The following is a 25,031-nucleotide window of genomic DNA, read 5'->3' as shown; positions in this document are numbered from 1 at the left end:
AATGATTACAGTCGCTCCAAAAGTAAACCAAGCTAATATAGGCCAGAAGTTAGACCTAGAAAATTTAACGGATGACCAAAAAGCGCTAGAGATTAAAGATCTCGATCTTTACTACGGTGATAAGCAAGCGCTTAATAAAGTAAATATGAACATTCCAAAAGGCCAAGTAACTGCGTTTATTGGACCATCGGGCTGTGGTAAATCAACTCTATTACGTTGTATTAACCGCATGAACGATTTGGTTGATATTTGTCGTATTGAAGGTGAAATATTACTTCACGGTCAAAATATTTACGATAAGAGCGTAGATGTAGCAGCACTTCGTCGTAATGTAGGTATGGTGTTTCAGCGTCCTAACCCATTTCCTAAATCAATTTATGAAAATGTGGTTTATGGCCTACGCTTACAAGGTATTAAAGAGAAGCGAAAGTTAGACGAAGTGGTAGAGCAATCACTTCGTGGTGCTGCTTTATGGGATGAAGTAAAAGATAGATTACACGATAGCGCGTTTGGCTTATCGGGTGGTCAGCAACAGCGTTTAGTTATTGCTCGCTCAATTGCAATTGAGCCAGAAGTTCTTTTATTAGATGAACCTACATCAGCACTTGACCCTATTTCTACTTTAGTAATCGAAGAGCTAATAAACGATTTAAAAAACCAATTTACCGTTGTTATTGTTACACATAACATGCAACAAGCAGCACGTGTATCTGATCAAACAGCCTTTATGTATATGGGCGAATTGATTGAGTACTCAGACACAAATACCTTATTTACTACACCAACGAAGAAAAAGACCGAAGATTATATTACCGGTCGTTACGGTTAATTAGCCCGTTGTAGCGTGTTGTGCAAGATTAAGAGAGAAGGTAACTATGGAACATAATATTAATAAACATATTTCTGGGCGTTTTAACCAAGAACTAGAAAATGTACGTAATCATGTATTAAGTATGGGTGGCTTAGTTGAGCAGCAGTTAAATAGTGCGCTTGATGCGGTGAGTCGTAACGATGCAGAGCTTGCTCAAAAGGTACGTCAGAACGATTATAAAGTGAATGCAATGGAAGTAAGCATTGATGAAGAGTGTACGCGTATTATTGCTCGTCGTCAGCCTGCAGCAAGTGACCTGCGTTTAGTGATTGCAATTGCTAAAACAATTGCTGATTTAGAGCGTATTGGCGATGAAGCTGAGCGAATTGCTAAAGTTGCATTAGACTCATTTACCAAAGATCAGCAAGATTTATTAGTAAATATTGAAAATATGGGCCGCCAGGTTTTAAAAATGCTACACGACGTACTAGATGCATTTGCCCGTATGGATGTGCAACGTGCATTTCAAGTACATAAAGAAGATGCAAAGGTTGACCGCGAATATGAAGCCATCACACGTCAAATAATGACTTACATGATGGAAGATCCACGCTCAATACCTAAAATCATGGACTTAGTCTGGTCTGTTCGCTCATTAGAGCGTATTGGTGATCGCTGTCAGAACATTGCTGAATACATTATTTATTTTGTTAATGGCAAAGATATTCGCCATACATCTCAAGAAGATATAGAAAAGTCACTATGATTTTTTATCTATCATTCTTTTTCATTAAAGCGGCTTAGTGCCGCTTTGTGTATTGCAAGCTTGAGTGAAGTAATAAAAAGCGTTCACAATCTTGGTTAATACTGTAAAATTCATGCTGCAAAGCATATCAATTTGATTAAAGGGTCAGTTATGCCTACAAACGCGTTTTTAGGGGTATTTGCAAAATCTCCTATCAAACCAATGGAAGAACACATCAAGAAGGTTCATCAAGCAAGTAAAGCTTTGATACCTTTTTTTAATCACGTATTTAAAGAAGAGTGGGTACAAGCAGAAGAGCTTCGCATCACGATTCGCAATTTAGAGCGTGAAGCTGATGACATGAAAAGAGATATACGTTTACAATTACCACGTGGTTTATTCATGCCGGTAGAGCGTACAGATCTTCTCGAATTAGTAACCCAACAAGATAAGATTGCTAATAAAGCGAAAGACATTGCAGGGCGAGTGATTGGTCGTGAAATGACCATACCAAAAGTTATGCAAACTGATTTCTTAGCTTACTTAACCCGTTGTGTAGATGCGACTAAACAAGCATCTAAAGCAATTAACGAATTAGAAGAATTGCTAGAAACGGGTTTTAAAGGTCGAGAAGTCACCTTAGTAGAAAAAATGTTAGTTGAATTGGATGCCATAGAACAAGACACGGACGAAATGCAGATAAAAGTACGCCGCCAGCTACGTGATGTAGAGGGTGAGTTAAATCCAATTGATGTTATGTTTTTGTACAAAATCATTGAATGGGTTGGCGAGCTTGCAGATATTGCAGAGCGCGTAGGATCACGTCTTGAGCTGATGTTAGCTCGTTAATTTAAAATCAGTTCAAACACGAAAGATTAAGGTTTTACAATGGATATCATTGCATCTTACGGCACGGTATTAATTTTAATTGCCGCAGCAGTCGGCTTTTTTATGGCTTATGGTATTGGCGCGAACGACGTAGCGAACGCCATGGGCACATCTGTAGGTTCAAAAGCGCTAACAATCAAACAAGCTATTTTTATAGCGATGATTTTTGAATTTGCAGGCGCTTACTTAGCAGGTGGTGAGGTTACATCAACAATTCGTAAAGGGATTATTGACGCCGCACCATTTGCAGACATTCCTGAACTTATGGTTCTGGGTATGATTTCGTCTTTATTTGCAGCGGGTGCTTGGTTATTAATGGCCTCGTTCTTGGGTTGGCCAGTATCAACGACTCACTCAATCATTGGTGCAATCATTGGTTTTGCGTTAGTTGCTGTTGGTACTGAGGCGATTCAATGGGATAAAGTAGGTGGTATTGTTGGTAGTTGGATTATAACGCCCGCCATATCAGGCTTTATTGCATACTTAATATTTATGAGTGCACAAAAACTTATTTTTAATACAGATGCACCACTAAAAAATGCTAAACGCTATGTACCACTTTATATGGGTTTAGCAGGTTTTATAATGGCCTTGGTTACAATTAAAAAAGGCTTAAAGCATGTTGGTGTTGATTTAGGTGCAGCCGAAGGGTACGCAATAGCAATAGCTGTAGCAGTTGTCGTTGCTATAATTGGTAAAATTGCTATTTCTCGTTTAAATATCGATCCAAAAGCAGATAAACAAATGCAATTCAACAATGTTGAAAAAGTGTTTGCTGTTCTTATGGTATTAACTGCATGTTGTATGGCCTTTGCACATGGTTCTAACGATGTTGCTAATGCAATCGGTCCACTAGCTGCTGTTGTAAATATTGTTGAAAACAATGGTGAAATTGCTAAAAAAGCGGCTATTGCTTGGTGGATTTTACCTCTAGGTGGTTTTGGTATTGTTGCGGGTCTTGCTATTTTGGGCAAAAAAGTAATTAAAACGATTGGTGAAGGCATTACGCATTTAACGCCTAGCCGTGGTTTTGCTGCTGAACTAGCCGCTGCTTCTACCGTTGTTATTGCATCAGGTACTGGTATGCCAATCTCTACTACTCAAACCTTAGTGGGTGCGGTATTAGGTGTAGGTATGGCACGTGGAATTGGTGCACTTAACATGGGTGTTATCAGAAACATTGTAGTTTCTTGGGTAATTACATTGCCAGTTGGCGCTGCCCTTGCTATTGTTATTTTCTACGTACTAAGAACCGCATTTGGGGTTTAACAAAAAAGTACTCAAAGACTTTTAGCTTGAAAAGATCTCAATGCCCTAGGTGTTGGGGTCTTTTTATTTGTGGAAAGAAAAAATGACCAATCTTCCAAGTATCAAACAGCTACAGTATTTATTAGCTGTTCATCAACATCAGCACTTTGGCAGAGCTGCCAGTGCCTGTTTTATTGGGCAATCTACTTTAAGCAGTGCTATTCAAAATCTTGAAGAAACTTTGGGTTGCCAGCTTATTGAACGCGAAAATCGCAGCCTTATGTTTACCAGTATTGGTGAAGAAGTTGTTGAGCGCTCTCGTAAAATAATTAACGATACAATTAGTTTAAAAGAGCTCACTAAAAGCTTTTTAACACCGCTGAGTGGTAAATTAACAGTGGGTGTTATACCTACAATTGCTAGCTTTATAGCGGCTCCGCTTTATCATTTTTGTAAAGAAACCTTTTGTGATTTAGAGCTGGTTTTAATAGAAGATACGAGTGATAAGCTACTGGATAAACTTGAGCATGGGCATATTGATTTAGCGCTACTTGCACTGCCATACGAAACCGATAAATTTCATACACAAGTATTGGCAAAAGATCAGTTTAGTTTAGTGCACCATAAGGACTACAGCGCTGCAAAGGGCGTAGTCGACTTTAATCTATTACCAGAGGCTAGCGTATTCTTACTCGAGCGTGAGCACTGTATGACAGGCCATGCGCTTAGTGCATGTCATTTAAACCGTGCTAGTTGTATTAACCCATTTGAAGCAGCAAGCTTGCATACATTATTGAGTATGGTTGAGCATCAGCTCGGGGTGACTTTTTTACCACAAATGGCGATTAACGCCGGAATTTTAGATAATAAAAATATGGTGGCAACACCATCACAAAGTGATGCATATAGAGATATTGGCATATTGTGGCGTAAAACTACGGGGCGGATCCGCGACTTTAAATTATTTAGTCAACAGCTTGAGGTATTTTTAAAGCGCCAATGCAGTTTAGATTTTTCTAAATAAGAATAGGAAATGAATGAAAGCAGCCTATAAAGGCTGCTTTTGATTTTGAAGATGGCTTTCAAAAGGCTCAAGTTCGGGTAAAAATAGTAAATAAATCCATACCACCAAGTTAAAGTAAGGCACGCAGCCTAATACAGTAAAAACCTTAACTGGGTAGCCTTTAATATTTGCGTAACGATAACACTGATACGCGATTGCAAAATGTATAATCAGTAATAACATAACTAGCTGTGTCATACCTTTCTCCTTAAAAGCTTAAATAGCTTTGAAACCCACTATAAATATCAGTACTACGCCGCCAAAAGGTAATGTCATGTTTTTAAAGTGAAATGCATTAAAACGCGCGACATTTTTTATTTGATACTGAAAGTATAGGCAAGAAAGGTAATATTGGTAGTAACAAATTGTTTAATTTTGTTTATTTTGGGCTAGCTTGTTGTTGGTAAAACGTTTTATTTTTTGAAATTTTTTCAAGTTCACTTTTTACTTTTTCAACAGGTACTGGGCGTGCAATAAAGTAGCCTTGTCCATAATCAACACCTATCTCTTTTAGTGCAAAAAATATCTTTTCGTTTTCAACGTACTCAGCTACAGAAAGCTTACCGAGAGACCGACTAATGTCATTTATTGCTTTTACTAACGCTAAGTCTATAGGGTCATTAAGCATGTCGCTTACAAATGAGCCATCAATTTTTACATGCTGTGCCGGAAGCTGCTTTAAATAGTTAAATGTACTAAAGCCAGTTCCAAAATCATCAATAGAAAAATGACAGCCTAAGCTATTAAGCTTCTCAATCATTTTACGAGTGGCTTTTAAGTTATTAATACTCGCAGATTCAGTTATTTCAAAAATTATCCGCGAAGGGGGCACGTTATACTTTTCAAGGTTTGATTCAATTAATGGCAATAAGCGTTCATCTAAAAATGATTGTGCTGACAAATTAATAGCAACTTGGTTTAACTCAGGGTGCTTAGATACACAAGCAACGGCATTACGTATAACGCATTGATCCATCAAAAATGTGTCGTTAAGCATTTCTAAAGAGGGAATAAACTGATTTGGATATACGAGTTCACCTTTGAGTTTTAAGCGTAAAAGCGCTTCAAAATAAGCAACTTTACACTCTTTAAAATCCCAAATAGGTTGGTAATGCAGTTCAATATTATCTTGCTGCAGTGCTTGTCGAATTTCGTGACCCCATTCAAGCCCAGTTTGAAGCGTATTGTTTTGAGCGTCCTCTTTTGAGTAGCAATGTACTAAGTTACGCCCTAAATTTTTGGCAATATACAAAGCAATATCGGCTTGTTTTAAACATTCATTAGGATCATTGTTTTGTGTAGTAATTTGAGTTAAACCGATAGAGCAGCTAATTGTGTATATCTGATCTTCTGATTTAAAAGCATGTTTTTCTATTGCGCTGCACACACCTTCAGCAATAAGGTGTGCATCCAGTAAATTCATATCGGTAAGTATGACTGCAAACTCATCGCCGCCTATTCGGCACACTAAATGGTCTTCGCCAATATTTGCTTTAAATAATTGCGCCACTTCTTTTAATACTATGTCACCTTGGTGGTGACCTTTGCTGTCGTTTATTATTTTAAAGTGATCGAGGTCAATATAAATAACAGCATGCTCTATGCCATCATACGTGTATTTATCTTGGCATATTTTATTAAGCTGTTGATCAAAGTAATAACGGTTATGTAAACCAGTTAATGGGTCATGGTGTGCTAAATGACGTAGTTGGATCTCTGCTTGTTTACGTTCGTGTATGTTGTCGATAGTGGCGGTTATGGTCGCGTTATTACGACTATTTTTGATTAGCTGTAATCTGCATTCGACCCAGATTAAATTGCCATTTTTATGGGTGAGCTTTACTTCTATTTGTTGCTGTTGCTCGCCACCATGTAAAATGTCATTAATAGTATAATTTAGTCTTCCTTTATCTTCGTTATTACAATAAGCGCTTAATGGGGTTTGTAGTGATGATTTAACACCAAAACCGCTTAATGTCTCCCATGCAGGGTTAATAAAACGAATATGCCCTTGCTGATCAAGCTCTAAAACAACCGTATTCAAATGCAATAAAATACGCTGATGAGCCGAAAATAACTCTTTGTAACGCACTTCGCTCACGCTTAGCTGCTCTACTTTGTAAGCAAACTCAGCATAACTCACCATAAAATCTTCACGTCGTGCGGCGTGGTCACACACTTTATTTAAAAATGAAGGGTCGTATGGGGCTCTAATAAAATCGGTAACACCAGACAGCAAAAGCTGCTCAGCGTAATCAGCATCATCACTTTCTATAATCGTAACAATAGCTTGTTTAGAATTGTGCTGTAGGATTTCTTCAACGAGTACACTCGAGCTCTCTGCACTTGATGTAGTGGCATCGAGTAGCACAATTGAAAACTGCTGTTGATTGTAAGCGTTTAGTGCTGCTTTGGCTGAGGTAACGTGAGTAATAGCAAAGTTTAACTTTAACTGTTCACTTATTTTGTCGGCCGTATTTTGAAGTGGCTCTAATAATAATAAATTTAGTCGGCTACTTTTTTCAAGGTGAGTAGATAAAACATTCGCAAGTACTTGAGGGAGCATATCTTTGTGCTCAAATGGTAGTACAGCATCTATCCCGTAGCTTCGGGCTGTTGTTTCGGCAATACGCTCACAGTAAATTGGCGGAATAAGTAAAATTGGGGTGTTTTTTGGTGTTTTTAATAATCCTGAGCGGATCATCCTCGAAAAGCGCCAGCCGTCAATTTTCCCAACATTAATGCCCGTTATTATAATATCAACAGGGTGTTGTTTTAAAAGCTTTAAAGCTTGTTGGCTATCTTGCGCATCAATAAAGGTAAATACATTTAAGCTATCTAAAGTGCCCTTAATCGCGCGACGTTCAGCACTACTTGCGTTTAATATTAGCAATTTAAGCTGGTTTGGCACGTGTTGAACACCCCTAATGTAACTTATAATAATTCAGCCGAACAAGAATAGTGACATTTAACTATAAGAACAAGAAAATTTAATGATAAACACGCAAACAAGATATTATAAGTTTGGCTGATTTCTTGAGCTTAATACCCGATACATATACACTTGGCGCGATTTTAAATGATGTGGATTACTAATTATGCGCGTGGCTGACTTTAGCTTTGACTTACCTGATGAATTAATTGCTCGTTTTCCTAAAGCGGACAGAACTAGCAGCCGTTTACTTACTTTAGATGGCCCAAGCGGAACTCTAGAACATAAAGTGTTTAGCGACATACTTGATTTAGTAAACGAAGGCGATTTGTTAGTCTTTAACAATACACGCGTAATTCCAGCACGTATGTTTGGTCAAAAAGCCTCTGGCGGCAAAGTTGAAGTGCTTGTAGAGCGAGTGCTTGATGAACATCGAGTATTAGCACATGTTCGCGCGAGTAAATCACTCAAGGTTGGTAACGAAGTTATTCTTGAAGGCAAAGCCAAGGCAATAATGGTTGCACGCCATGATACGTTATTTGAGCTTGAATTTGATCATAACCAAAACGTGCTAGATATACTTAATGATATTGGCCATATGCCACTGCCTCCTTATATTGACCGACCAGATACCGAAGCTGACCGTGAGCGTTACCAAACGGTTTATGGAGAAAAGCCAGGTGCAGTTGCTGCGCCAACAGCGGGCTTACATTTTGACGATAAGCTAATGAATGCACTGAAAGAGAAAGGTGTAAACATGGCTTTTGTTACTTTGCACGTAGGTGCAGGTACTTTTCAGCCAGTACGAGTAGATAGTGTTGATGAGCATGTAATGCATTCAGAGTACATTGAGGTGCCTGATGACGTAGTGCAAGCCGTTGCACAAACCAAAGCAAATGGCGGGCGCGTAATTGCGGTTGGTACAACTTCAGTACGTTCATTAGAGTCGGCAGCTAAAGTTCATGGCGGCAAATTAGATACGTATTTTGGTGATACTGATATATTTATTTTTCCGGGCTATCAGTTTAATGTTGTGGATGCCATGGTCACTAATTTTCACCTACCAGAATCAACGCTTATAATGTTAGTCAGCGCTTTTAGCGGGCAAGATAATATTATGGGTGCATACAATACGGCAATTGAACAAAAGTACCGATTTTTTAGTTACGGTGATGCGATGTTTTTAACACGCAAGTAACAGCTTATTATTTATTACTCAGTAAATAATACTGAAAATCCCAGCGACAAAGCTGGGATTTTTGTTTACGTAATAAGCAAAACTGAATTCATCGCAGCTAATAGTATTAATGAGGCAAAAAGGGTAGAATCGAGCGGTTAAATTATAGCTTGTTGGACTGTTTTTCTGACATTGAGGATGATATGAAATTTGAATTAGATTGTACTGACGGAAAAGCGCGCCGCGGCCGCTTGATTTTTGACCGTGGTGTAATAGAAACTCCAGCATTTATGCCTGTTGGTACTTACGGTACTGTAAAAGGTATGACGCCAGATGAAGTAAAAGCCACTGGTGCGCAAATATGTTTAGGTAATACCTTTCATTTAATGCTTCGCCCAGGTACTGAAATCATTAAGCAACATGGTGATTTACATGACTTTATGAATTGGGATTTCCCAATTTTAACTGACTCGGGCGGTTTCCAAGTATTTAGCTTAGGCGCAATGCGTAAAATCACTGAAGAAGGCGTGTTATTTCAATCTCCGGTAAATGGTGATGAAATTATGATGTCGCCTGAAAAGTCGATGGAAGTACAGCGCGACTTAGGCTCAGACATCGTTATGATTTTTGACGAGTGTACGCCATATCCAGCAACTGAAAAAGAAGCTAAAGATTCTATGGAGTTATCTCTTCGTTGGGCTAAACGCTCAAAAGAAGGGCATGGCGACAATCCATCTGCTTTGTTTGGTATTATTCAAGGTGGTATGTACCCAGAATTACGTGCACAATCACAAGCAGGCTTAGAAGAAATTGGTTTTGATGGTTATGCGTTAGGTGGCCTATCAGTAGGTGAGCCTAAAAACGAAATGATGAATATTCTTGATCATTGCGCGTTTAAAATGCCAGAAGATAAACCACGTTACCTTATGGGTGTAGGCAAGCCAGAGGATTTAGTTGAGTCGGTTCGCCGTGGTATTGATATGTTTGACTGTGTTATGCCAACACGTAATGCGCGTAACGGCCATTTATTTATTACCACCGGTGTAGTTAAAATACGTAACGCAGTACATAAAACAGACACAGGGCCACTTGACCCTGAGTGTGATTGCCATACGTGTGGGGACTATTCACGCGCTTATTTGCATCACCTTGATAAATGTAACGAAATTTTAGGTGCGCGACTAAACACAATTCATAACTTACGTTACTATCAACGTGTTATGGAAGGTTTACGTAATGCAATTAGCGAAGGTAAATTAGAAGAATTTGTACAAGATTTTTATGCTCGCCGAGGCCAAGATGTGCCAGAGCTAGCAGATATAAAAAATTAAACTTTAAAATTAAAGAGGAAGTATCATGAGTTTATTTATTTCAAATGCACACGCAGCAGCCGGCCAACCAGCAGCAAGCGGTGGTTGGGAAATGCTAGTAATGTTAGCTATTTTCGGTTTGGTTTTTTACTTTTTAATCTACCGCCCGCAAGCTAAGCGCGTTAAAGAGCACAAAAGCTTAATGAGTATGATGGCTAAAGGCGATGAAGTACTTACCCAAGGCGGTTTAGTGGGTAAAATTGTGAAGATTTCTGAAGAGAAAGATTTCATCGTTATCTCTTTAAACGAGCAAGCAGAAGTAACAGTACAAAAATCTGCAGTATCTGCAGTATTGCCAAAAGGCACAATGAAGTCGCTATAAAAATAATAAGGACGACCCCGTGTTAAACAAGTTTCCAGTTTGGAAGTATTTACTTGTTTTAGCTGTGGTAGCCATTGGCCTTTTATATGCCTCTCCAAACTTGTATGGTCGCGATCCGGCTGTACAAGTTTCAGGTGCTAAAGGCGCTGATGTAGATCTCAGTGTTGTAGACAAAGTAAACGCAATCCTTGAAAAAAATAATGTAACCGCTAAATCGACAATACTTGAAGATGGGCAAATTTTAGTTCGTTTAAAAAATGTTGAAGAACAGCTTAAAGCGCATGATTTACTGCGTGATTCGCTTAACGATGATTACATTTCTGCTATTAATATGGCACCTGCTCAACCAGCTTGGTTAAAAGCGGTTGGTGGTAATCCTATGAAGCTAGGTCTTGATTTAAGTGGTGGCGTACATTTCACCATGGAAATCGACATGGCAACAGCGGTAGATAACCAGCTTGAGCAAATGGAACAAGATTTCAGAAGCGATTTACGCGAAGAAAAACTACGCTACCGTAGTGTTCGCCGCGTAGCTGGCTCCGATCGTATGCGTGTAGAAATGCGTACAGAGGCAGATAAAGATGCTGCAGAGAGCTTCTTAGAAACTCGCTACCCGCTGAATGTCTATATTGATGACAGCAGTAACGATAAAGCATTTTTTGCGACAATGAGTGAGCAAAAACTCAAAGGAATTCGTGACTATGCTATCAAGCAAAATGAAACGATTATTCGTAACCGTATCAACCAAATTGGTGTTGCAGAACCTAACGTACAACGCCAAGGCGCTGAGCGTATTATTGTTCAACTACCAGGTATTCAAGACACTGCACGCGCTAAAGAAATTTTAGGCGCTACAGCAACACTTGAATTTCGTGAAGTAGACGAAAATGCTGATGCAAGTGCTGCTGCTCAAGGTCGTATCCCAGCGGGTACTGAAATGATTATGAGCCGCGACGGTTATCCTGTGGTACTTAAAAAACGCATCATCCTAGAAGGCAGCCATATTACTGGCGCGCAATCTGGTGCAGATGAATACCAACGCCCGCAAGTAAGTATTACGCTTGATAGCAAAGGTGGGGCAAAAATGAATGCCTTTACCAAACGTGCTATTGGCAAACGTATGGCAACGGTATTTATTGAGTACAAGCCATCAGGTAAAAAAGATGCAGACGGTAAAGCGCTTCCACCTATTAAGGTAGAAGAAGTAATTAACGTAGCAACGATTCAAGCACGTCTTGATCGCTCGTTCCGCATTACAGGTATCGATAACCCAGCTGAAGCACATAATTTAAGCTTACTTCTTCGTGCAGGTGCGCTAGTAGCGCCAATTCAAATTGTTGAAGAACGCACAGTAGGTCCAAGCTTAGGCCAAGAAAACATTGAAGCGGGTATGACTGCGGTTGCACTTGGTTTTGCGTTTGTACTTGTGTTTATGCTTGTGTACTACAAAGGCTTTGGTATGGTTGCAAACCTTGCGCTTGCGGCTAACTTAGTACTAATTGTAGGTGTTATGTCTTTAATTCCGGGCGCTACACTTACGCTACCTGGTATTGCTGGTATTGTATTAACGGTAGGTATGGCGGTTGATGCTAACGTACTTATTTTTGAGCGTATTCGTGAAGAGCTGGCCGATGGCCGCAGCCCTCAACAAGCCATTCACTTTGGTTACGATAGCGCATTTAGCACCATATTTGATGCCAACATCACCACGCTAATTGCTGCCATTATACTGTTTGCAGTAGGTACCGGCCCAATAGCTGGCTTTGCAGTAACACTTGCGATTGGTATTTTAACTTCAATGTTTACAGCCATTGTTGGTACCCGTGCGGTAATCAACTTGTTCGTTGGTGGTAAACGTATTGATAAACTTTCGATTTAAGGAGCTGACATGCAAATTTTAAGTTTGGGTAGTAGAACCCTTCGTTTCATGTCTCTTCGTAAAGTGGCTATGGGTTTTTCGACGTTATTAATTTTAGCGTCGTTTGCATCAGTTTTCGTTAAAGGTCTAAATTTTGGTTTAGATTTTACCGGCGGTACTGCGGTAGAAGTTGGTTTTTCACAGCCAGCAGACCTTAAAAAAGTACGTGCTGCGCTAGCTGATAATGGTTTTGCTGATGCATCGGTACAACTATTTGGTTCTAGCCAAGAGATTTTAGTTCGCTTAGCACCACGCGGTAGTGATGTTAAAGCTGAAGTGATTGGTAACCAAGTAATTGATGCGCTTAAAAAAGCAGATGACAGCGTAGTAATGCGCCGTATTGAGTTTGTGGGCCCAAGTGTAGGTGAAGACTTAAAAGAGCAGGGTGGCCTTGCCATGTTAACTGCACTTATTTGTATCTTAATCTACGTTGCATTTCGTTTTGAATGGCGCTTTGCTGTGGGTGCGGTAGGTGCACTACTACACGATGTTATTATTACTGTGGGTTTATTTTCGATATTAGGTTTAGAGTTTGATTTAACTATATTAGCGGCAATTCTTGCGGTAATAGGTTATTCACTTAACGATACGATTGTTGTATCTGACCGTATTCGTGAAAATTTCCGTAAAGTGCGCATTGACGATACAGTAGAAATTATTGATATTTCACTTACGCAAACACTTAACCGTACACTTGTAACCTCAATCACGACTATTTTAGTATTGATTGCTTTGTTTGCATGGGGCGGACAAACCATTCATGGCTTTGCAACTGCATTGCTGTTTGGTGTGTTTATTGGTACTTATTCTTCGATTTATGTTGCGAGTTCTGTTGCTATAGCAATGGGCGTAAGCAAAGAAGACTTAATACCAGAAGTAATTGAAAAAGAAGGTGCAGACCTAGACGCAATGCCGTAGTAGAGTCTCATTAAATAAAAACCGCTCCTATGAGCGGTTTTTTTATACCTGCAATTTATTAATTGTTCAGGCGTCTAAGTTTTCATTAGCGGATGTAACAGTGCAAGCTTACGAAAACAGTGCTAACTTTGTAGTGTGAATCGGTAGGACCTTTTTGCAATAATATATAAATCGCCATAGGTTAAGTCACCGGCCACTGAGGCTAAAATAAGCCAAGTGTTATCGCTCTAGTTATCTATTTATTTATGTGCTCAAGGGATGCTTTAGAAGTGTTTAGCCTTTCAGCCAATAATAGGTAATTTAAACAAAGCAGGTAATTATTATGTTACCAATAAAAGTTTCTATCAGTGTATTTAGTTTGTTTGTAAGTTTTTCACTTATGGCGCAAGAGCAAATAATTAATGTTGCTCAAAAGCAAGATACCCAAAACGCACGAGAAGAATACCTCAATGAGTTATTAGTACGTGCACTTGAAAGTGTTAACTACTCCGGTGTTATCCGAATGACCCCCATATCAGAACTGCAAAAGCGTAAGTTAATAAACCTAGATGATAACGAATTAGATATGTATTGGAGTATGAGCAGTCCAGAGCGAGAGGCGCTTGCTTTGGCGATAAAAATACCACTATTTAAAGGCTATATAGGTAAGCGAGCTTTATTAACTAATAAGCAAAACTTGGCGCGCTTTAAAAAGGTAAAAAATATTGAGCAGCTAGCTACGTTTTCGGCTGTACAAGGGCACAACTGGCCAGATACAAGAATAATGTCCTATAACGGATTACATGTAAGACCGCTTACTAACTACCAAGCCATGTTCACTTTAACGAGCCGTGGACGAATAGATTACTTTCCTCGTTCGTTTATTGAGGTTAACTCTGAGCTTGTTGAAAACAAACAAAGTAATTTAGTAATCGTGCCTAATTTATACATAAGTTATCCAACCGGTATTTATTACTTTGTGACTAAGAGTAAACCTGAATTAGCAAAGGCTGTTGAAGAGGGATTAATAGTGATGCAGGAAAGCGGTGAATTTGACGCATTATTTAATGAATACTTCGCAAAGGATTTAAATACACTACCTTATGCAAAAGGCAAAACGATAGAGATTAAGCTCGATAACCCTTATTTTTAGGCACAAAAAAAGGAGCCTGAGCTCCTTTTTAGCATGCTATTAATAGCATCAAATTAGCGAAGTAACGACTCAGTTAATACTGGACGAATTTCACGAATAATTGCTTGAGTCAATTTTGGTGAACCACAGATAATATTGCCGCTGTGGTTATAGTTATTACCACCAGCGAAATCTACAACCATACCGCCCGCTTCTTTAACCATAAGTTCGCCTGCAGCAGAGTTCCAAGGTTTTAAACCAATTTCAAAAAATCCATCAACACGACCAGCTGCAACGTATGCCATATCTAAAGCAGAACAACCTGCACGGCGAATGTCTGCAGTGTGTACAAACAATGCTTTAAACGCTTCAGTGTATGCATCCATGTGGTTTTTGTTTTTGAAAGGGAAACCAGTAGCAAGTACAGTGCCTGCAAGAACCGTAGTTTTGCTAACACGTAGACGTTTGCTGTTTAACTGAGTGCCTTGACCGCGAGATGCAGTGAAAAGCTCACCACGAATTGGATCATAAATAACAGCTTGGTCTAAACGACCTTTAACTTTAAGTGCGATAGAAACCGCGTAATGAGGGATACCTTTGATGAAGTTAGTTGTTCCATCGATAGGATCTACAATCCATTGGTAATCATCATCCTTGCCTTTATGCTCACCTAATTCTTCACCAACAATAGAGTGAGTAGGGTAAGACTGTAAAATAGTGTCACGAATTACGGCTTCGGCTTCTTTATCAATGTTAGTTACTAAGTCGTTAGCGCCTTTTTGTTGCACTTCAACTTTTGATAAATCTTCACTTGCGCGAAGTAAAATTTTGCCTGCGTTGCGCGCAGCGCGAACCGCAATGTTTAACATTGGATGCATGGTATTACCTTTGGGTTGTAAAAGAACGTTTATATATTTCAGCCGGCGTATTTTAGCGACTTTTGACATAAAGTAAACAATAAACCCCAAATACTTATGTTTGTTTTTTATACAAGATTGAAAAGTGTCTATATTTTTAAAAAATAATAATGAGCAATTAATAAGTCACTATGTTCCTTTGTGTGTTAATTAAATTGAATTAATTTTAAATAACGCTTTACCTAAAGTTAGCTTGAGGTTTTATCGTGCCCCTAACTTAATTGATAGGACAACATTATGTATTTAGAGCACGTAAACTTAGTCGCGAGTGATATAAATAGTATGCTTAAATTTTACCAAGCTGTATTTCCGCATTGGTCAGTCAGAAGTGAGGGCTGAGGCGATTGGCATGGAAAACCAAGACGCTGGGTACACTTTGGAGATGACACGCATTACATTGCGATAAGCAGTCATGGTGAGGGTGAAAACAGAAACTTATCGGGCCATCAAATTGGTTTTGCACACTTTGCTTATGTAACTAATAATTTAAGCGCAGTAGTAATGCGCTTAAATAAAGTGGGTTTTACAGTAAGCAAGCAAGGTAGCGAGAATCCTTTCAGAAAGAATGTCTACTTTATTGATCCTGCAGGGTTTGAAGTTGAGTTTGTAGAGTATTTAAGTGATATACCAAGCGAGCGAAATAACGATTTATAATAAAATACTAAGCAGCACGCTAAAGTGCTGCTACTCAATTATAGTGAGCGGTTATTATTACCCGTGCCAAACTGGGTTTTTAGCTCATTTGCAAAGCTCATAAATTTTTCTTTAATTGTGCGCTTTATTTTTACTTCAACCGATCCCATAACTGCCTTTCCTTCAATATGAATAGTAGGACCTTGGCGTTTGTTAAGTGATACCGATTTATTTTCAAGGCTACTTAAAATACAAAACATTTTAGACACTACATTTACATGCTCTGGTACGTAAATCTCATCGCTACCAAAAATACAGTTAACGTGAATAGTTACATTTTGATGCGCAAAAATGGCATCAGTAAAATCAAGTACCACCGATCCCATAAAGTTACTTAAATATATATTTTTTGGGACAACCCACTGACCGCTTCGTTCGTTAGAGCCTAAAATACTGCGTAATGTAAAATCATCATCACTGTTTTGCTGTGCACTATAATGTGGTTTAAATTGCGATTGTTTTTCTGCTTTATATTGCTGATCGGTATTAAGTGTTAAGTCTTCTACTAAGGCTAAAAGAGCGTCGTTATTAGGTGCATCCATCGCGCTATCGAGTCGTCTCTCAAATGCATCAACAGAAATAACCCCATGACTGTAATTATAAATTAATTGGTCAATTACTTGTTCGCGTACTTGCTCTATTGGGCGGTCTTCAACTTTTACAGACATGGGGCATTCCTTATTGTATTTACTATTGATACTGCTCTTGATGTTTGTATGCAAAGCACGCACCAAATATAATCACCCTAATTATCAGTAGGTTAATTTATAATGATGTTTTTTATTTTGTTATATTAACGATAGATTAACCAAAAATGCAATTATCTAGCTATTTTCACTATTTGAGAAATTTTTACCGAGTAGCCTGTAAATAGTTACACAACTATAGATAATGCCTCACTCCAAAGTAAACTCAACCTATTGAAATTTAAGTATAAATAAAGTTGGCCCAAAGCTCGCATTAGTTAAAGTGTCTTTAATCAAAAGGAGAAAGATTATGAAAACATTTAACAAGTCTATTATCGCAGCTCTAGTTCTTGGTACTACGGCTATGGGTGCCCAAGCAAACAGCTGGGAAAACGAAAGTAAAGATGCTTGGATTGATGGTAAGGCAGAAACAGTTCTACTTATGAACACTAATCTAAACAACTTTGACATTAACACTGATGTAAAAAATGGCAAAGTAGTACTTACAGGTAAAGTTAATAGCGAGCTTGATAAAGAGCTAGCAGAAGAACTTGTACTTAGCCTAGATGGTGTATCTGATGTTGATAACAGCCTTACTGTTGTTAAAAGCATGGATACCAAAGATAAAAGCAATGACATGATGGACGATGATGATAACGACCTAACGGACGCTAAAATCACCACTGTAATCACAACTCGCTTCCTGTTTGACTCAGAAGTAGGTGGTACAGACATTGATGTTGATACCGACAACGGTATTGTAACTCTGAACGGTTCAGTAGAGTCTGAAGCTGAAAAACAACTAGCAGTTAAAATTGCTAAAAATGCTGAAGATGTTCGTGACGTAGTTGATAAACTAGCTATTGTTGCTGAATAGTACAGTATAGTTAAGGCCCACTAACACTGGGCTTTACGCCTTTTTAATGCTTAATTTAAATGGAGTTTAGTCATGGATATTATTCGTATAATACTTTCAGTTTTATTACCGCCATTAGGTGTATTTTTGCAAGTTGGCTTAGGTATGCACTTTTGGTTAAATATTTTATTAACACTGCTAGGTTATTTCCCAGGGTTAATACATGCAATCTACATTATTGCGAAAAAATAATGACAGATTATATATTGTGTAAGCCGACTACTGAGGCCTAATGATAAAAGTGCCCCAGTACTGTTCGGCTCACAATATTAATTTTTAAAGTAAATATTTTTTATCAAAATCTAATTTTTAATTTACTCAAACTAAGTGATTTATTTCTTGTAACTCACTCCCAACATTCCCTCAGCCAAACCATTGTTTACTTCAATTAAGCTTTCTAACTAACAGTAGTGTTCTGATTCTGTATTGATGCCATTTAGGAAATCTTTAATATTAGTTTGTTTATATCTACAATACGCGGTTAATTACTCTATTATTTAGTGACAATATTACCATCACTTCTAGTGTTATCATTACACCAAGCTTTTACGCATATTGAGGTAGCTAATTGAATATTCGACTTATACTGTCAGGCGTTGTGTCATTCGTTTTTTATTTTAGCTGGGCCTACTGGGCGAACAGTTCTGCAGATATTGCTAAATCGGTCACGCTTCAAGCTGCATTAGTACAAGGTTTGTATAGTGGATTTGTAACGCTGTTTTTTACTTTTATTTTAGAAAAGGTCGTCAACAAGTATAAGTCTAGTTATGTATCGCTTGCGTTCGTAACTCCAATTATTTGTATGTTTCATTCTAAAACACCACAAAACGTAGCAATACGACAAAGCTTCAATAATGCAATTAACTCTAGCGCCTCGTATTTAGGTAACAAAAAAATAGCAGGTGTACTTTTTGCGCCTATTATTCCGATTACTGTTCAATCGAGCTTAGTGATTATGGTGAATGTAATTAATCAGACACCTAATTTGACACTTACAGTAGCCCCAAGCATATTTTTTACAGCCTTGTATGCCTACACATATATGTTAGCTTTACTTAAAAAGTAGAGCGTTAAATACAAAAGACTACATGTGGGAGGAAGGTTTTTATAATTTAATGCAGAGAATATCGTGGGGAATATCTTGTATTTTATGCTTATACCCACCTAAAAGATTACTATTTAAGCAGTTAGCTTACTGATTGTTAAAATAAAGGTGTTTGGTAGTGACAAGCACCTAAAAAGTTTTTATACTGCAACCCGCTTTAGTCGCTCTGTGACTGAACGCTTCAAAAATTAACTGCCTAGCAGTTATATAAAAGTTGGCCCCTTAGCTCAGTTGGTTAGAGCACACGACTCATAATCGTTAGGTCCCCAGTTCGAGTCTGGGAGGGGCCACCACTTTTGCAAACTTTCCAAAAAATACCTACTCAAATTATTTAAAGCTACATGAACTTAATATCGTGTAATTTATGATTCTTTATTTACCTCTAATAATAAATATAATTTAAATAAAGTTAATCCATAGATTAAGCTAAGCTTTCTTAAATTTGAAAGAGTGCGAATGCACTATTAAATTCCAGCGTTAGATCGGACGCTATTCATGCTCTGTTTTGTAAATGACAATGAGCTGCACCTGATTTTAGAATACAAAAAAGCCCCTATTGGGGCTTTTTACTTACTAGTGTTTACTTCTATTGCTCAAAACTACAAGAGTTAACTAATTTTTACGGTATATCTCATGCTCAATATCGTAAATATTTACGCTTAAACTGTCTGATGCTCTGCAGTATGTTTTTAAGCATGAAAGTAGCAGTTCGCTTAACATTTGTTTTTGCTCAATTGAGCGTCCCGCTAAAATATGTACCGCGATATGTATAAACCCTGATTTTCCTGCGCCAAGTTGATATTGCTGATAAGCAATAGCGCGTGTTTTGATGGTTTCTAATTCAAATAAGTTACTTTCGAAAGCGGTAGTGTGAATTTTTTCTACCAGTACTTGTGGTAAAACAGGGAGGTCTTCTGAGTGTTCAATAATAATGTGCGGCATTTAGGCGTTTCCTATTATGAGTTACTGCATGAGCGAGAGTTAATTGTATCAAATACAACAGGGTTCGCTAAACCCTGAGCTATCTAAAATCTTTACTTTAAACTAATTTAGTCGTATTTATTTTTGATGTTAGTATAAAAACAAACAGGTGAACCTTCGCTTAGTAACGTAGGTGCCAAGTTACTTATATATTAATTAAGGATAAGTATGAAATTACCACAAAAATTTAAACGTTTAGCTTTACTTACAGGTGCAGTTGTTACATTAAGTGCTTGCTCTGACGATGTTGCATCGGTAAGTCTGGGGTTATTTACAACTAAGGATGTTGTGGTTAATTCGCAGCAAGATCCAATCCTTGAAGGCGTTACTTGTCATATTAGTCATATAGAGGCTAATTTGGACTTTTCTGATCCCTCTGATATGTCTATAGCATGTCGTCAAACGGGTCCTATTACAGCGCAGCAGCTACAAAAAATAGACCGCAGTAAATCAGGTGAAGTGATATTCAAATCATCTAAAAGTATATTATTTAAATCACTAAAAGTGCGCCGTATTTACGATGCTGAGAATCGTACTTTATTGTACTTATCGTATTCAACTAAAGAATCCAGTGGTAGCCACCACCATGCACTATCAACAGTGCCGCTATACAATACTCAAGCGTGGGATTGGGCACTTACACAAAAAAACTAAACTAGCACTAAAACTTATAAGAGCACCTTATGTTAGCTTTATTTAAATCGGCACCTTTATTGGAAGATCAAGAGCAGCAATGGCTTATTGATACATTTATTTGGGCTGTAGAAAATTTTGATGCAGAGTTTTTTACAAAGCACACTCAAATAATACTGCCAACGGCCACTTTTTTCCCTGATTCGGTATCGAGCATTGAGGAAATGGCGAGTAATGTTTTTACCCGGGTTACTAATTACGCGGGTATGAATGCATGGCCTATTCAATTAGTCGCACCTCAGCAGTTACAACCGCAAGTTTTTCCGCACTTTGAATTTAGTGATGGAATACGTGGCGAAGGCAGCCATCTAATTGTGCCGCCAAGCCATAAGGTCAGTATCTCTTTTAATCCTAATCAGATTAATCAGCCACAAGATTTAGTGGCAAGTTATGCGGGTACTCTGGCCACCATACTTATTCATCACGTTGGGGTGCTACCGCCAGGAGGTAGGGAGTATTTACCACAAGCTGCCGACGCACTTGCCTGTTTTTTAGGATTTGGTGTGATGATGAGCAACACGGTGTATCAGTTTAAAGGCGGTTGTGGCTCTTGTTATAATCCATACGCTAACCGTGAAGCTAAGTTAAGTGAAACACATACGGTATTTATGCATGCCCTGATTAGCTACTTTAAAAACGATAAAGTGTCTAAAAAGCATTTAAAGCCGCATTTACGTGGTCAGTTTAAAAAAGCGCAAAAAGAAATTAAAGCATTGGTAAATAACTCGGCTAACCCGCTGTTATTAGCTTATTCGCCAAACTAGCAAGGATCTGCGTGGAATACTTAGATGAATTTTTACTGATTGTTATTGCTCATTTTTTTGCAGTAGCAAGCCCAGGGCCCGACTTTGCCGTAGTACTTAAGCAAAGTGTGCAACAAGGAAGGCGCAATGCATTGTGGACAAGCGCCGGTGTTGGCGCTGCTATTTTACTGCACGTTGCCTATTGCGTTTTAGGTGTTGCGCTTATTTTAACGCAATCGCCTAGTTTATTTATGGCGCTTAAGTATCTTGCCGGTGCATATTTAGCTTATTTAGGCGTACAAGCACTCAGAGCTGCAAAACCTCCAGCAAGTAATGAAGGCGAGGCTGCAAAAGATGTTGAAAAAAAAACCGTCCAAGAAGAATCCGTTTGGCTTGCTTTTAGGCGCGGCTTTTTCACAAATGCATTAAACCCAAAAGCCACGTTATTTTTTATGTCATTATTTACACTCGTGATTAGCCCAACAACACCGACTAGCGTACAGGTCGGTTACGGTGTGTACATGGCATTGGCTACTTGGGCGTGGTTTTCAATGCTTTCAATAATACTTTCTAGAAATAATGTAAGGGGTTTTTTCCAACAACGCGGTTATTGGTTTGACCGTGGAATTGGCGTTATTTTAATTGCTCTTGCAGTACGTGTTGTTATTTAACTTATTTAAAAAGTACAGGAGATAAAATGCCGTTATATAATTTTTCGTTTGGCTCCAATATGTCATCTAATCGTTTGTTAGCGCGCTTACCTAATGTAAAGCGTGTAGGAACAGCGGTACTTAAAGGTTACGAGCTAACTTTTGATATGCTATTTAAAGATGGCTCTGGCAAATGCAGTATTTGCCCAAGCGATAAAGAAGGCGCGCTGGTTTACGGCGTTATTTATGAGCTTAATGAAGATGAAAAAGTTATTTTAGATGGTATTGAGGGCGTAGGTTACGACTGCGTAGATATAGCCCCAACGCTTCTAACGGGTGAGACTGTAACTGCACATTGTTATATAGCTAATACCCATGACAGCGATGTACTCCCATACGATTGGTACATAAAACACGTTCATCGCGGATCACTTGAAGCGGGCGTACCAAAAGAATACAGTGATGCGATATTAAATCGCGCACAAAAAAGCGATACCAATCAAGAGCGCGCAGCAATTGAATTTGCAGTTCATCAAAAATAATAAAATAGGATTGATATGAAATTAACCAAACTTGCCGCAATTGCACTACTAGCAGGCACTTCGTTTAGTAGCTGGGCACAAGTTGATACCAACAAAATTGACGACGTTATTAAAGCGTCAATGGCGCGTTTTGACGTACCCGGTATGGCAGTCGCCATTGTTGAAAACGATAAAGTAATATTTGCTAAAGGCTTTGGTGTAACTAATCTCGATACCAACAAAAAAGTAAACAAAGACACCTTGTTTGGTATTGCTTCAAACACGAAAGCGTTTACAACAGCAGCGCTTGCCAAGTTAGTTGATGAGGGGAAGTTAAGCTGGGATGACCGCGTAATTGATCATTTACCAGAGTTTAAATTATACGACTCATACGTAACACGCGAAATGCGTATTCGTGATTTATTAAGTCACCGCAGTGGGCTAGGGCTTGGGCAAGGCGATTTAATGATTTGGCCAAGTACCGACAAGTCAGTTGATGAAATTTTAGCGGGATTACAGTATTTAAAACCAGCGAGCAGTTTTCGTAGTAAATACGCTTATAACAACTTGATGTTTGTTACCGCTGGTGAGGTGGTTGCACGTGTGTCGGGTATCAGCTGGAACGATTACATCGAAAAAAATATATTACAGCCGCTGCACATGGATAACTCACGCGCGGGATTTTCACGTATTCCAAAAAGTAATAAAAACTGGGCGACAGGTCATATTCCTATGGATGGCACGCTTCATCCATTTTTTGTGAATTACTTAGAAGATTTTAGAGGTGCAGGTGCCATTGCTTCAAGTGTAAGCGATATGAGCCAATGGCTTCGTACGCAATTAGCAGGCGGTAAAATGCCAAGTGGCGAGCAGCTGTTTAGCGAAAAGCAACAAGCGCAAATGTGGCACCCACATATTACGTCTATGGCGTCTAAAAGTGCGTTTGAATCGTATCATCAGCAGTTTAGGGGTTATGGGTTAGGTTGGAGTATTGAAGACTACCACGGCTTTAAAAAGCTAGGTCATGGCGGTGGTATTTTAGGGATGGTATCGCAAGTTACTTTATTGCCTGAGAAAAAACTCGGTATTGTTATTTTATCTAATCAACAAGCTTTCGGTGCACTTTCGGCAGTAACCCATGAAGTACTTGAAGATGCACTTGAGCTCGAAGATAAAGACTGGGTAGAGGATTTAGCTAAAAGTCATTTTGAAGGTAAACAACAGGCGTACGCTAATGCAAAACCAGAAGCCCCCGCTGACTACCAACCACAATTACCAAACATTAATTACACCGGTACATTACATGATGATTGGTATGGCGATGTAATTATTGAGCAGCTTGATAGTAAATTGCATATTGATTTTACGCATACTAAGCGCTTAAAAGGCACACTTGAGCATTACACTGGTAATACATTTATAGTTAAGTGGGATGAAAAGCTGCTTGAAGCGGATGCGTTTATTCGTTTTGAAATGAGCTCACAAAACCGTGTAAACAGCGCTAAAATGCGTGCAGTATCAACACAAATTACCGACTTTAGCTTTGATTTTAGCAACCTACATTTAAAAGCAAAATAGCTAATAACATTGATATTCAAGGTATCGATATTTAAAGTATCGATATACACCAAAGTCGCAAAGCCACCCGTCGGTGGCTTTGTTATATTAAGCATTCAATTTACTTTGGCTAGGAGCATTTTATGCGTACTGCAGTTATTTCACACCCTCATTGCCGTAAACATAAAATGATAGACGACCATCCTGAGTGCCCAGAGCGCTTAGATGCAATTACCGACAGGTTATTAGCCAGCGGTGTAGATGTTGGCTTAACACACCTGCAGGCACCTAAGGCCGAGCGTGAGCATTATTTACTTGCTCACGATGAGGCTTTAGTTAAACACGTAGAAACTACACTACCAACCGAAGGACTCGCTAATTTAGATGGCGATACGTGGTTGTGCCCCGATTCGTTTAAAGCGATTGAGCGGGCAGTAGGTGCCGGATTGTTAGCTGTTGACGAAATACTTGCTGATAAACTCGATGCTGCTTTTTGTTCTGTGCGCCCGCCAGGGCATCATGCTAATAAAGATTCATCATCTGGGTTTTGTGTGTTTAATAACTTAGCTATTGCCGTTAAGTACGCTCAAAGCAAAGGGGTTAAGCGCATTGCGATTGCTGACTTTGATGTACACCATGGGAATGGCACACAAGACATTTTTATTGATGACGAAAACGTACTGCTTTGTTCGTTATTTCAGTATCCGTTTTACCCAAATACAGCGGTTAAAAATAATAGTCATATAGTTAATTCACCTCTGCCAATTGCTAGTAATGGCGACGACCTAAAAGAGGTGTTTACTGGGCAATGGTTACCAAAATTAAAAGCGTTTAAGCCTGAATTACTTTTTATAAGCGCAGGGTTTGATGCACACCTAGAAGATGATATGGCGAGCTTAAAGTTTGTAGAGGATGACTACATTTGGCTTACCGAGCAACTATGTGGTGTTGCTAAAGAGGGCGGCTGCAAAGGTGTTATTTCGTACTTAGAAGGTGGCTATGCGCTATCAGCTTTAGGTCGCAGTGCTGTAGCGCATATAAAAGTGCTTACTGAGGTTTAAATAAA

General features: G+C 38.8%; 25 protein-coding genes, 1 tRNA gene and 1 pseudogene. 22 read left to right on the top strand and 5 right to left on the bottom strand.

What is annotated here, in order from left to right:
* Window position 1 precedes the first annotated feature (1 nt).
* From pstB to I6F40_RS02445, 5 genes are all read left to right on the top strand, one after another.
* Window positions 2-829 carry a phosphate ABC transporter ATP-binding protein PstB gene (gene pstB / locus I6F40_RS02465; RefSeq protein WP_007586464.1) on the top strand — a complete coding sequence of 276 codons (828 nt, stop codon included), beginning with the start codon at window positions 2-4 and terminating at the stop codon, window positions 827-829.
* A 46-nt stretch (window positions 830-875) separates the two neighbouring features.
* The gene (phoU, locus tag I6F40_RS02460) at window positions 876-1,577 is read left to right on the top strand and encodes a phosphate signaling complex protein PhoU (protein ID WP_007586465.1); all 702 of its coding nucleotides are present in this window, start codon (window positions 876-878) and stop codon (window positions 1,575-1,577) included.
* 150 nt (window positions 1,578-1,727) lie between these two features.
* Window positions 1,728-2,405 (top strand): TIGR00153 family protein, encoded by a 678-nt coding sequence (locus I6F40_RS02455; protein ID WP_024600191.1) that lies wholly within the window; start codon window positions 1,728-1,730, stop codon window positions 2,403-2,405.
* Window positions 2,406-2,444: 39 nt separating this feature from the next.
* A complete protein-coding gene (locus I6F40_RS02450; RefSeq protein ID WP_197192448.1) occupies window positions 2,445-3,713 on the top strand; it encodes an inorganic phosphate transporter in 1,269 nt (422 codons plus the stop codon).
* Window positions 3,714-3,795: 82 nt separating this feature from the next.
* Complete coding sequence (locus tag I6F40_RS02445) at window positions 3,796-4,716, top strand: hydrogen peroxide-inducible genes activator (RefSeq protein WP_166376397.1); 921 nt, start codon at window positions 3,796-3,798, stop codon at window positions 4,714-4,716.
* Between the two features lie 24 nt (window positions 4,717-4,740).
* On the opposite strand, the gene I6F40_RS02440 is transcribed toward I6F40_RS02445, so the two are convergent.
* Together I6F40_RS02440 and I6F40_RS02435 are read right to left on the bottom strand one after the other, a co-directional pair.
* Entirely contained in the window at window positions 4,741-4,953 is a 213-nt protein-coding gene (locus I6F40_RS02440) for a hypothetical protein (RefSeq protein ID WP_002957835.1), read from the bottom strand.
* Between the two features lie 181 nt (window positions 4,954-5,134).
* The gene (locus tag I6F40_RS02435; protein WP_197192447.1) at window positions 5,135-7,666 is read right to left on the bottom strand and encodes a two-component system response regulator; all 2,532 of its coding nucleotides are present in this window, start codon (window positions 7,664-7,666) and stop codon (window positions 5,135-5,137) included.
* A 187-nt stretch (window positions 7,667-7,853) separates the two neighbouring features.
* Here I6F40_RS02435 and queA point away from each other — a divergent pair, with 187 nt between their 5' ends.
* The 6 genes from queA (at window position 7,854) to I6F40_RS02405 (ending at window position 14,524) form a co-directional block, all read left to right on the top strand.
* The gene (gene queA, locus I6F40_RS02430) at window positions 7,854-8,885 is read left to right on the top strand and encodes a tRNA preQ1(34) S-adenosylmethionine ribosyltransferase-isomerase QueA (RefSeq protein ID WP_197192446.1); all 1,032 of its coding nucleotides are present in this window, start codon (window positions 7,854-7,856) and stop codon (window positions 8,883-8,885) included.
* 182 nt (window positions 8,886-9,067) lie between these two features.
* Window positions 9,068-10,195, top strand: coding sequence for a tRNA guanosine(34) transglycosylase Tgt (gene tgt / locus I6F40_RS02425; RefSeq protein ID WP_197192445.1), 1,128 nt, complete (start codon window positions 9,068-9,070; stop codon window positions 10,193-10,195).
* Window positions 10,196-10,220: 25 nt separating this feature from the next.
* Entirely contained in the window at window positions 10,221-10,556 is a 336-nt protein-coding gene (gene yajC / locus I6F40_RS02420) for a preprotein translocase subunit YajC (protein WP_197192444.1), read from the top strand.
* A 19-nt stretch (window positions 10,557-10,575) separates the two neighbouring features.
* Window positions 10,576-12,435, top strand: coding sequence for a protein translocase subunit SecD (secD, locus tag I6F40_RS02415; protein ID WP_197192443.1), 1,860 nt, complete (start codon window positions 10,576-10,578; stop codon window positions 12,433-12,435).
* A gap of 9 nt (window positions 12,436-12,444) precedes the next feature.
* Window positions 12,445-13,392 carry a protein translocase subunit SecF gene (gene secF, locus I6F40_RS02410; RefSeq protein WP_007586474.1) on the top strand — a complete coding sequence of 316 codons (948 nt, stop codon included), beginning with the start codon at window positions 12,445-12,447 and terminating at the stop codon, window positions 13,390-13,392.
* A 322-nt stretch (window positions 13,393-13,714) separates the two neighbouring features.
* Complete coding sequence (locus tag I6F40_RS02405) at window positions 13,715-14,524, top strand: substrate-binding periplasmic protein (protein WP_165741554.1); 810 nt, start codon at window positions 13,715-13,717, stop codon at window positions 14,522-14,524.
* A gap of 53 nt (window positions 14,525-14,577) precedes the next feature.
* Here I6F40_RS02405 and suhB read toward each other — a convergent pair whose 3' ends face one another.
* Complete coding sequence (gene suhB / locus I6F40_RS02400; protein ID WP_002957826.1) at window positions 14,578-15,381, bottom strand: inositol-1-monophosphatase; 804 nt, start codon at window positions 15,379-15,381, stop codon at window positions 14,578-14,580.
* A gap of 276 nt (window positions 15,382-15,657) precedes the next feature.
* On the opposite strand from suhB, the pseudogene I6F40_RS02395 reads away from it, so the two are divergent.
* Window positions 15,658-16,074: pseudogene (locus I6F40_RS02395) on the top strand (VOC family protein).
* Window positions 16,075-16,112: 38 nt separating this feature from the next.
* Here the strand turns inward: I6F40_RS02395 and I6F40_RS02390 are convergent.
* Window positions 16,113-16,781, bottom strand: a complete 669-nt coding sequence (locus tag I6F40_RS02390) for a LiaF domain-containing protein (protein ID WP_007586484.1) — start codon at window positions 16,779-16,781, stop codon at window positions 16,113-16,115.
* Between the two features lie 328 nt (window positions 16,782-17,109).
* Between I6F40_RS02390 and I6F40_RS02385 the strand changes: the two genes are divergently transcribed.
* The 4 genes from I6F40_RS02385 to I6F40_RS02370 all read left to right on the top strand — a co-directional run bounded on the left by I6F40_RS02385 (window position 17,110) and on the right by I6F40_RS02370 (window position 19,113).
* Window positions 17,110-17,676 (top strand): BON domain-containing protein, encoded by a 567-nt coding sequence (locus I6F40_RS02385; protein WP_007586486.1) that lies wholly within the window; start codon window positions 17,110-17,112, stop codon window positions 17,674-17,676.
* Window positions 17,677-17,748: 72 nt separating this feature from the next.
* Complete coding sequence (locus I6F40_RS02380; protein WP_002957822.1) at window positions 17,749-17,907, top strand: YqaE/Pmp3 family membrane protein; 159 nt, start codon at window positions 17,749-17,751, stop codon at window positions 17,905-17,907.
* 376 nt (window positions 17,908-18,283) lie between these two features.
* A complete protein-coding gene (locus I6F40_RS02375; RefSeq protein WP_197175835.1) occupies window positions 18,284-18,781 on the top strand; it encodes a hypothetical protein in 498 nt (165 codons plus the stop codon).
* A gap of 255 nt (window positions 18,782-19,036) precedes the next feature.
* Window positions 19,037-19,113: transfer RNA gene (locus I6F40_RS02370), tRNA-Ile, on the top strand.
* Between the two features lie 319 nt (window positions 19,114-19,432).
* Here the strand turns inward: I6F40_RS02370 and I6F40_RS02365 are convergent.
* Complete coding sequence (locus I6F40_RS02365) at window positions 19,433-19,762, bottom strand: 5-carboxymethyl-2-hydroxymuconate Delta-isomerase (RefSeq protein WP_002957818.1); 330 nt, start codon at window positions 19,760-19,762, stop codon at window positions 19,433-19,435.
* Between the two features lie 207 nt (window positions 19,763-19,969).
* Between I6F40_RS02365 and I6F40_RS02360 the strand changes: the two genes are divergently transcribed.
* From I6F40_RS02360 to I6F40_RS02335, 6 genes are all read left to right on the top strand, one after another.
* Window positions 19,970-20,455: a CreA family protein gene (locus I6F40_RS02360; RefSeq protein WP_010553378.1), complete on the top strand. Its 486-nt coding sequence runs from the start codon at window positions 19,970-19,972 to the stop codon at window positions 20,453-20,455.
* A 29-nt stretch (window positions 20,456-20,484) separates the two neighbouring features.
* Complete coding sequence (locus I6F40_RS02355) at window positions 20,485-21,258, top strand: hypothetical protein (protein ID WP_165725125.1); 774 nt, start codon at window positions 20,485-20,487, stop codon at window positions 21,256-21,258.
* 11 nt (window positions 21,259-21,269) lie between these two features.
* A complete protein-coding gene (locus I6F40_RS02350; protein ID WP_165727125.1) occupies window positions 21,270-21,908 on the top strand; it encodes a LysE family translocator in 639 nt (212 codons plus the stop codon).
* Window positions 21,909-21,934: 26 nt separating this feature from the next.
* Window positions 21,935-22,429 carry a gamma-glutamylcyclotransferase family protein gene (locus tag I6F40_RS02345; RefSeq protein WP_007586500.1) on the top strand — a complete coding sequence of 165 codons (495 nt, stop codon included), beginning with the start codon at window positions 21,935-21,937 and terminating at the stop codon, window positions 22,427-22,429.
* Between the two features lie 15 nt (window positions 22,430-22,444).
* Window positions 22,445-23,986 carry a serine hydrolase gene (locus I6F40_RS02340; RefSeq protein ID WP_197192442.1) on the top strand — a complete coding sequence of 514 codons (1,542 nt, stop codon included), beginning with the start codon at window positions 22,445-22,447 and terminating at the stop codon, window positions 23,984-23,986.
* 122 nt (window positions 23,987-24,108) lie between these two features.
* Window positions 24,109-25,026, top strand: coding sequence for a histone deacetylase family protein (locus tag I6F40_RS02335; RefSeq protein WP_166376403.1), 918 nt, complete (start codon window positions 24,109-24,111; stop codon window positions 25,024-25,026).
* The last annotated feature ends 5 nt before the right edge of the window (window positions 25,027-25,031 follow it).

The sequence above is a fragment of the Pseudoalteromonas sp. SWXJ133 genome, from assembly GCF_015864365.1.
GTDB classification, from domain to species: domain Bacteria; phylum Pseudomonadota; class Gammaproteobacteria; order Enterobacterales; family Alteromonadaceae; genus Pseudoalteromonas; species Pseudoalteromonas arctica.
Note: the sequence above shows the minus strand (reverse complement) of the source record. Positions and strands in the feature narration are given on the sequence as shown.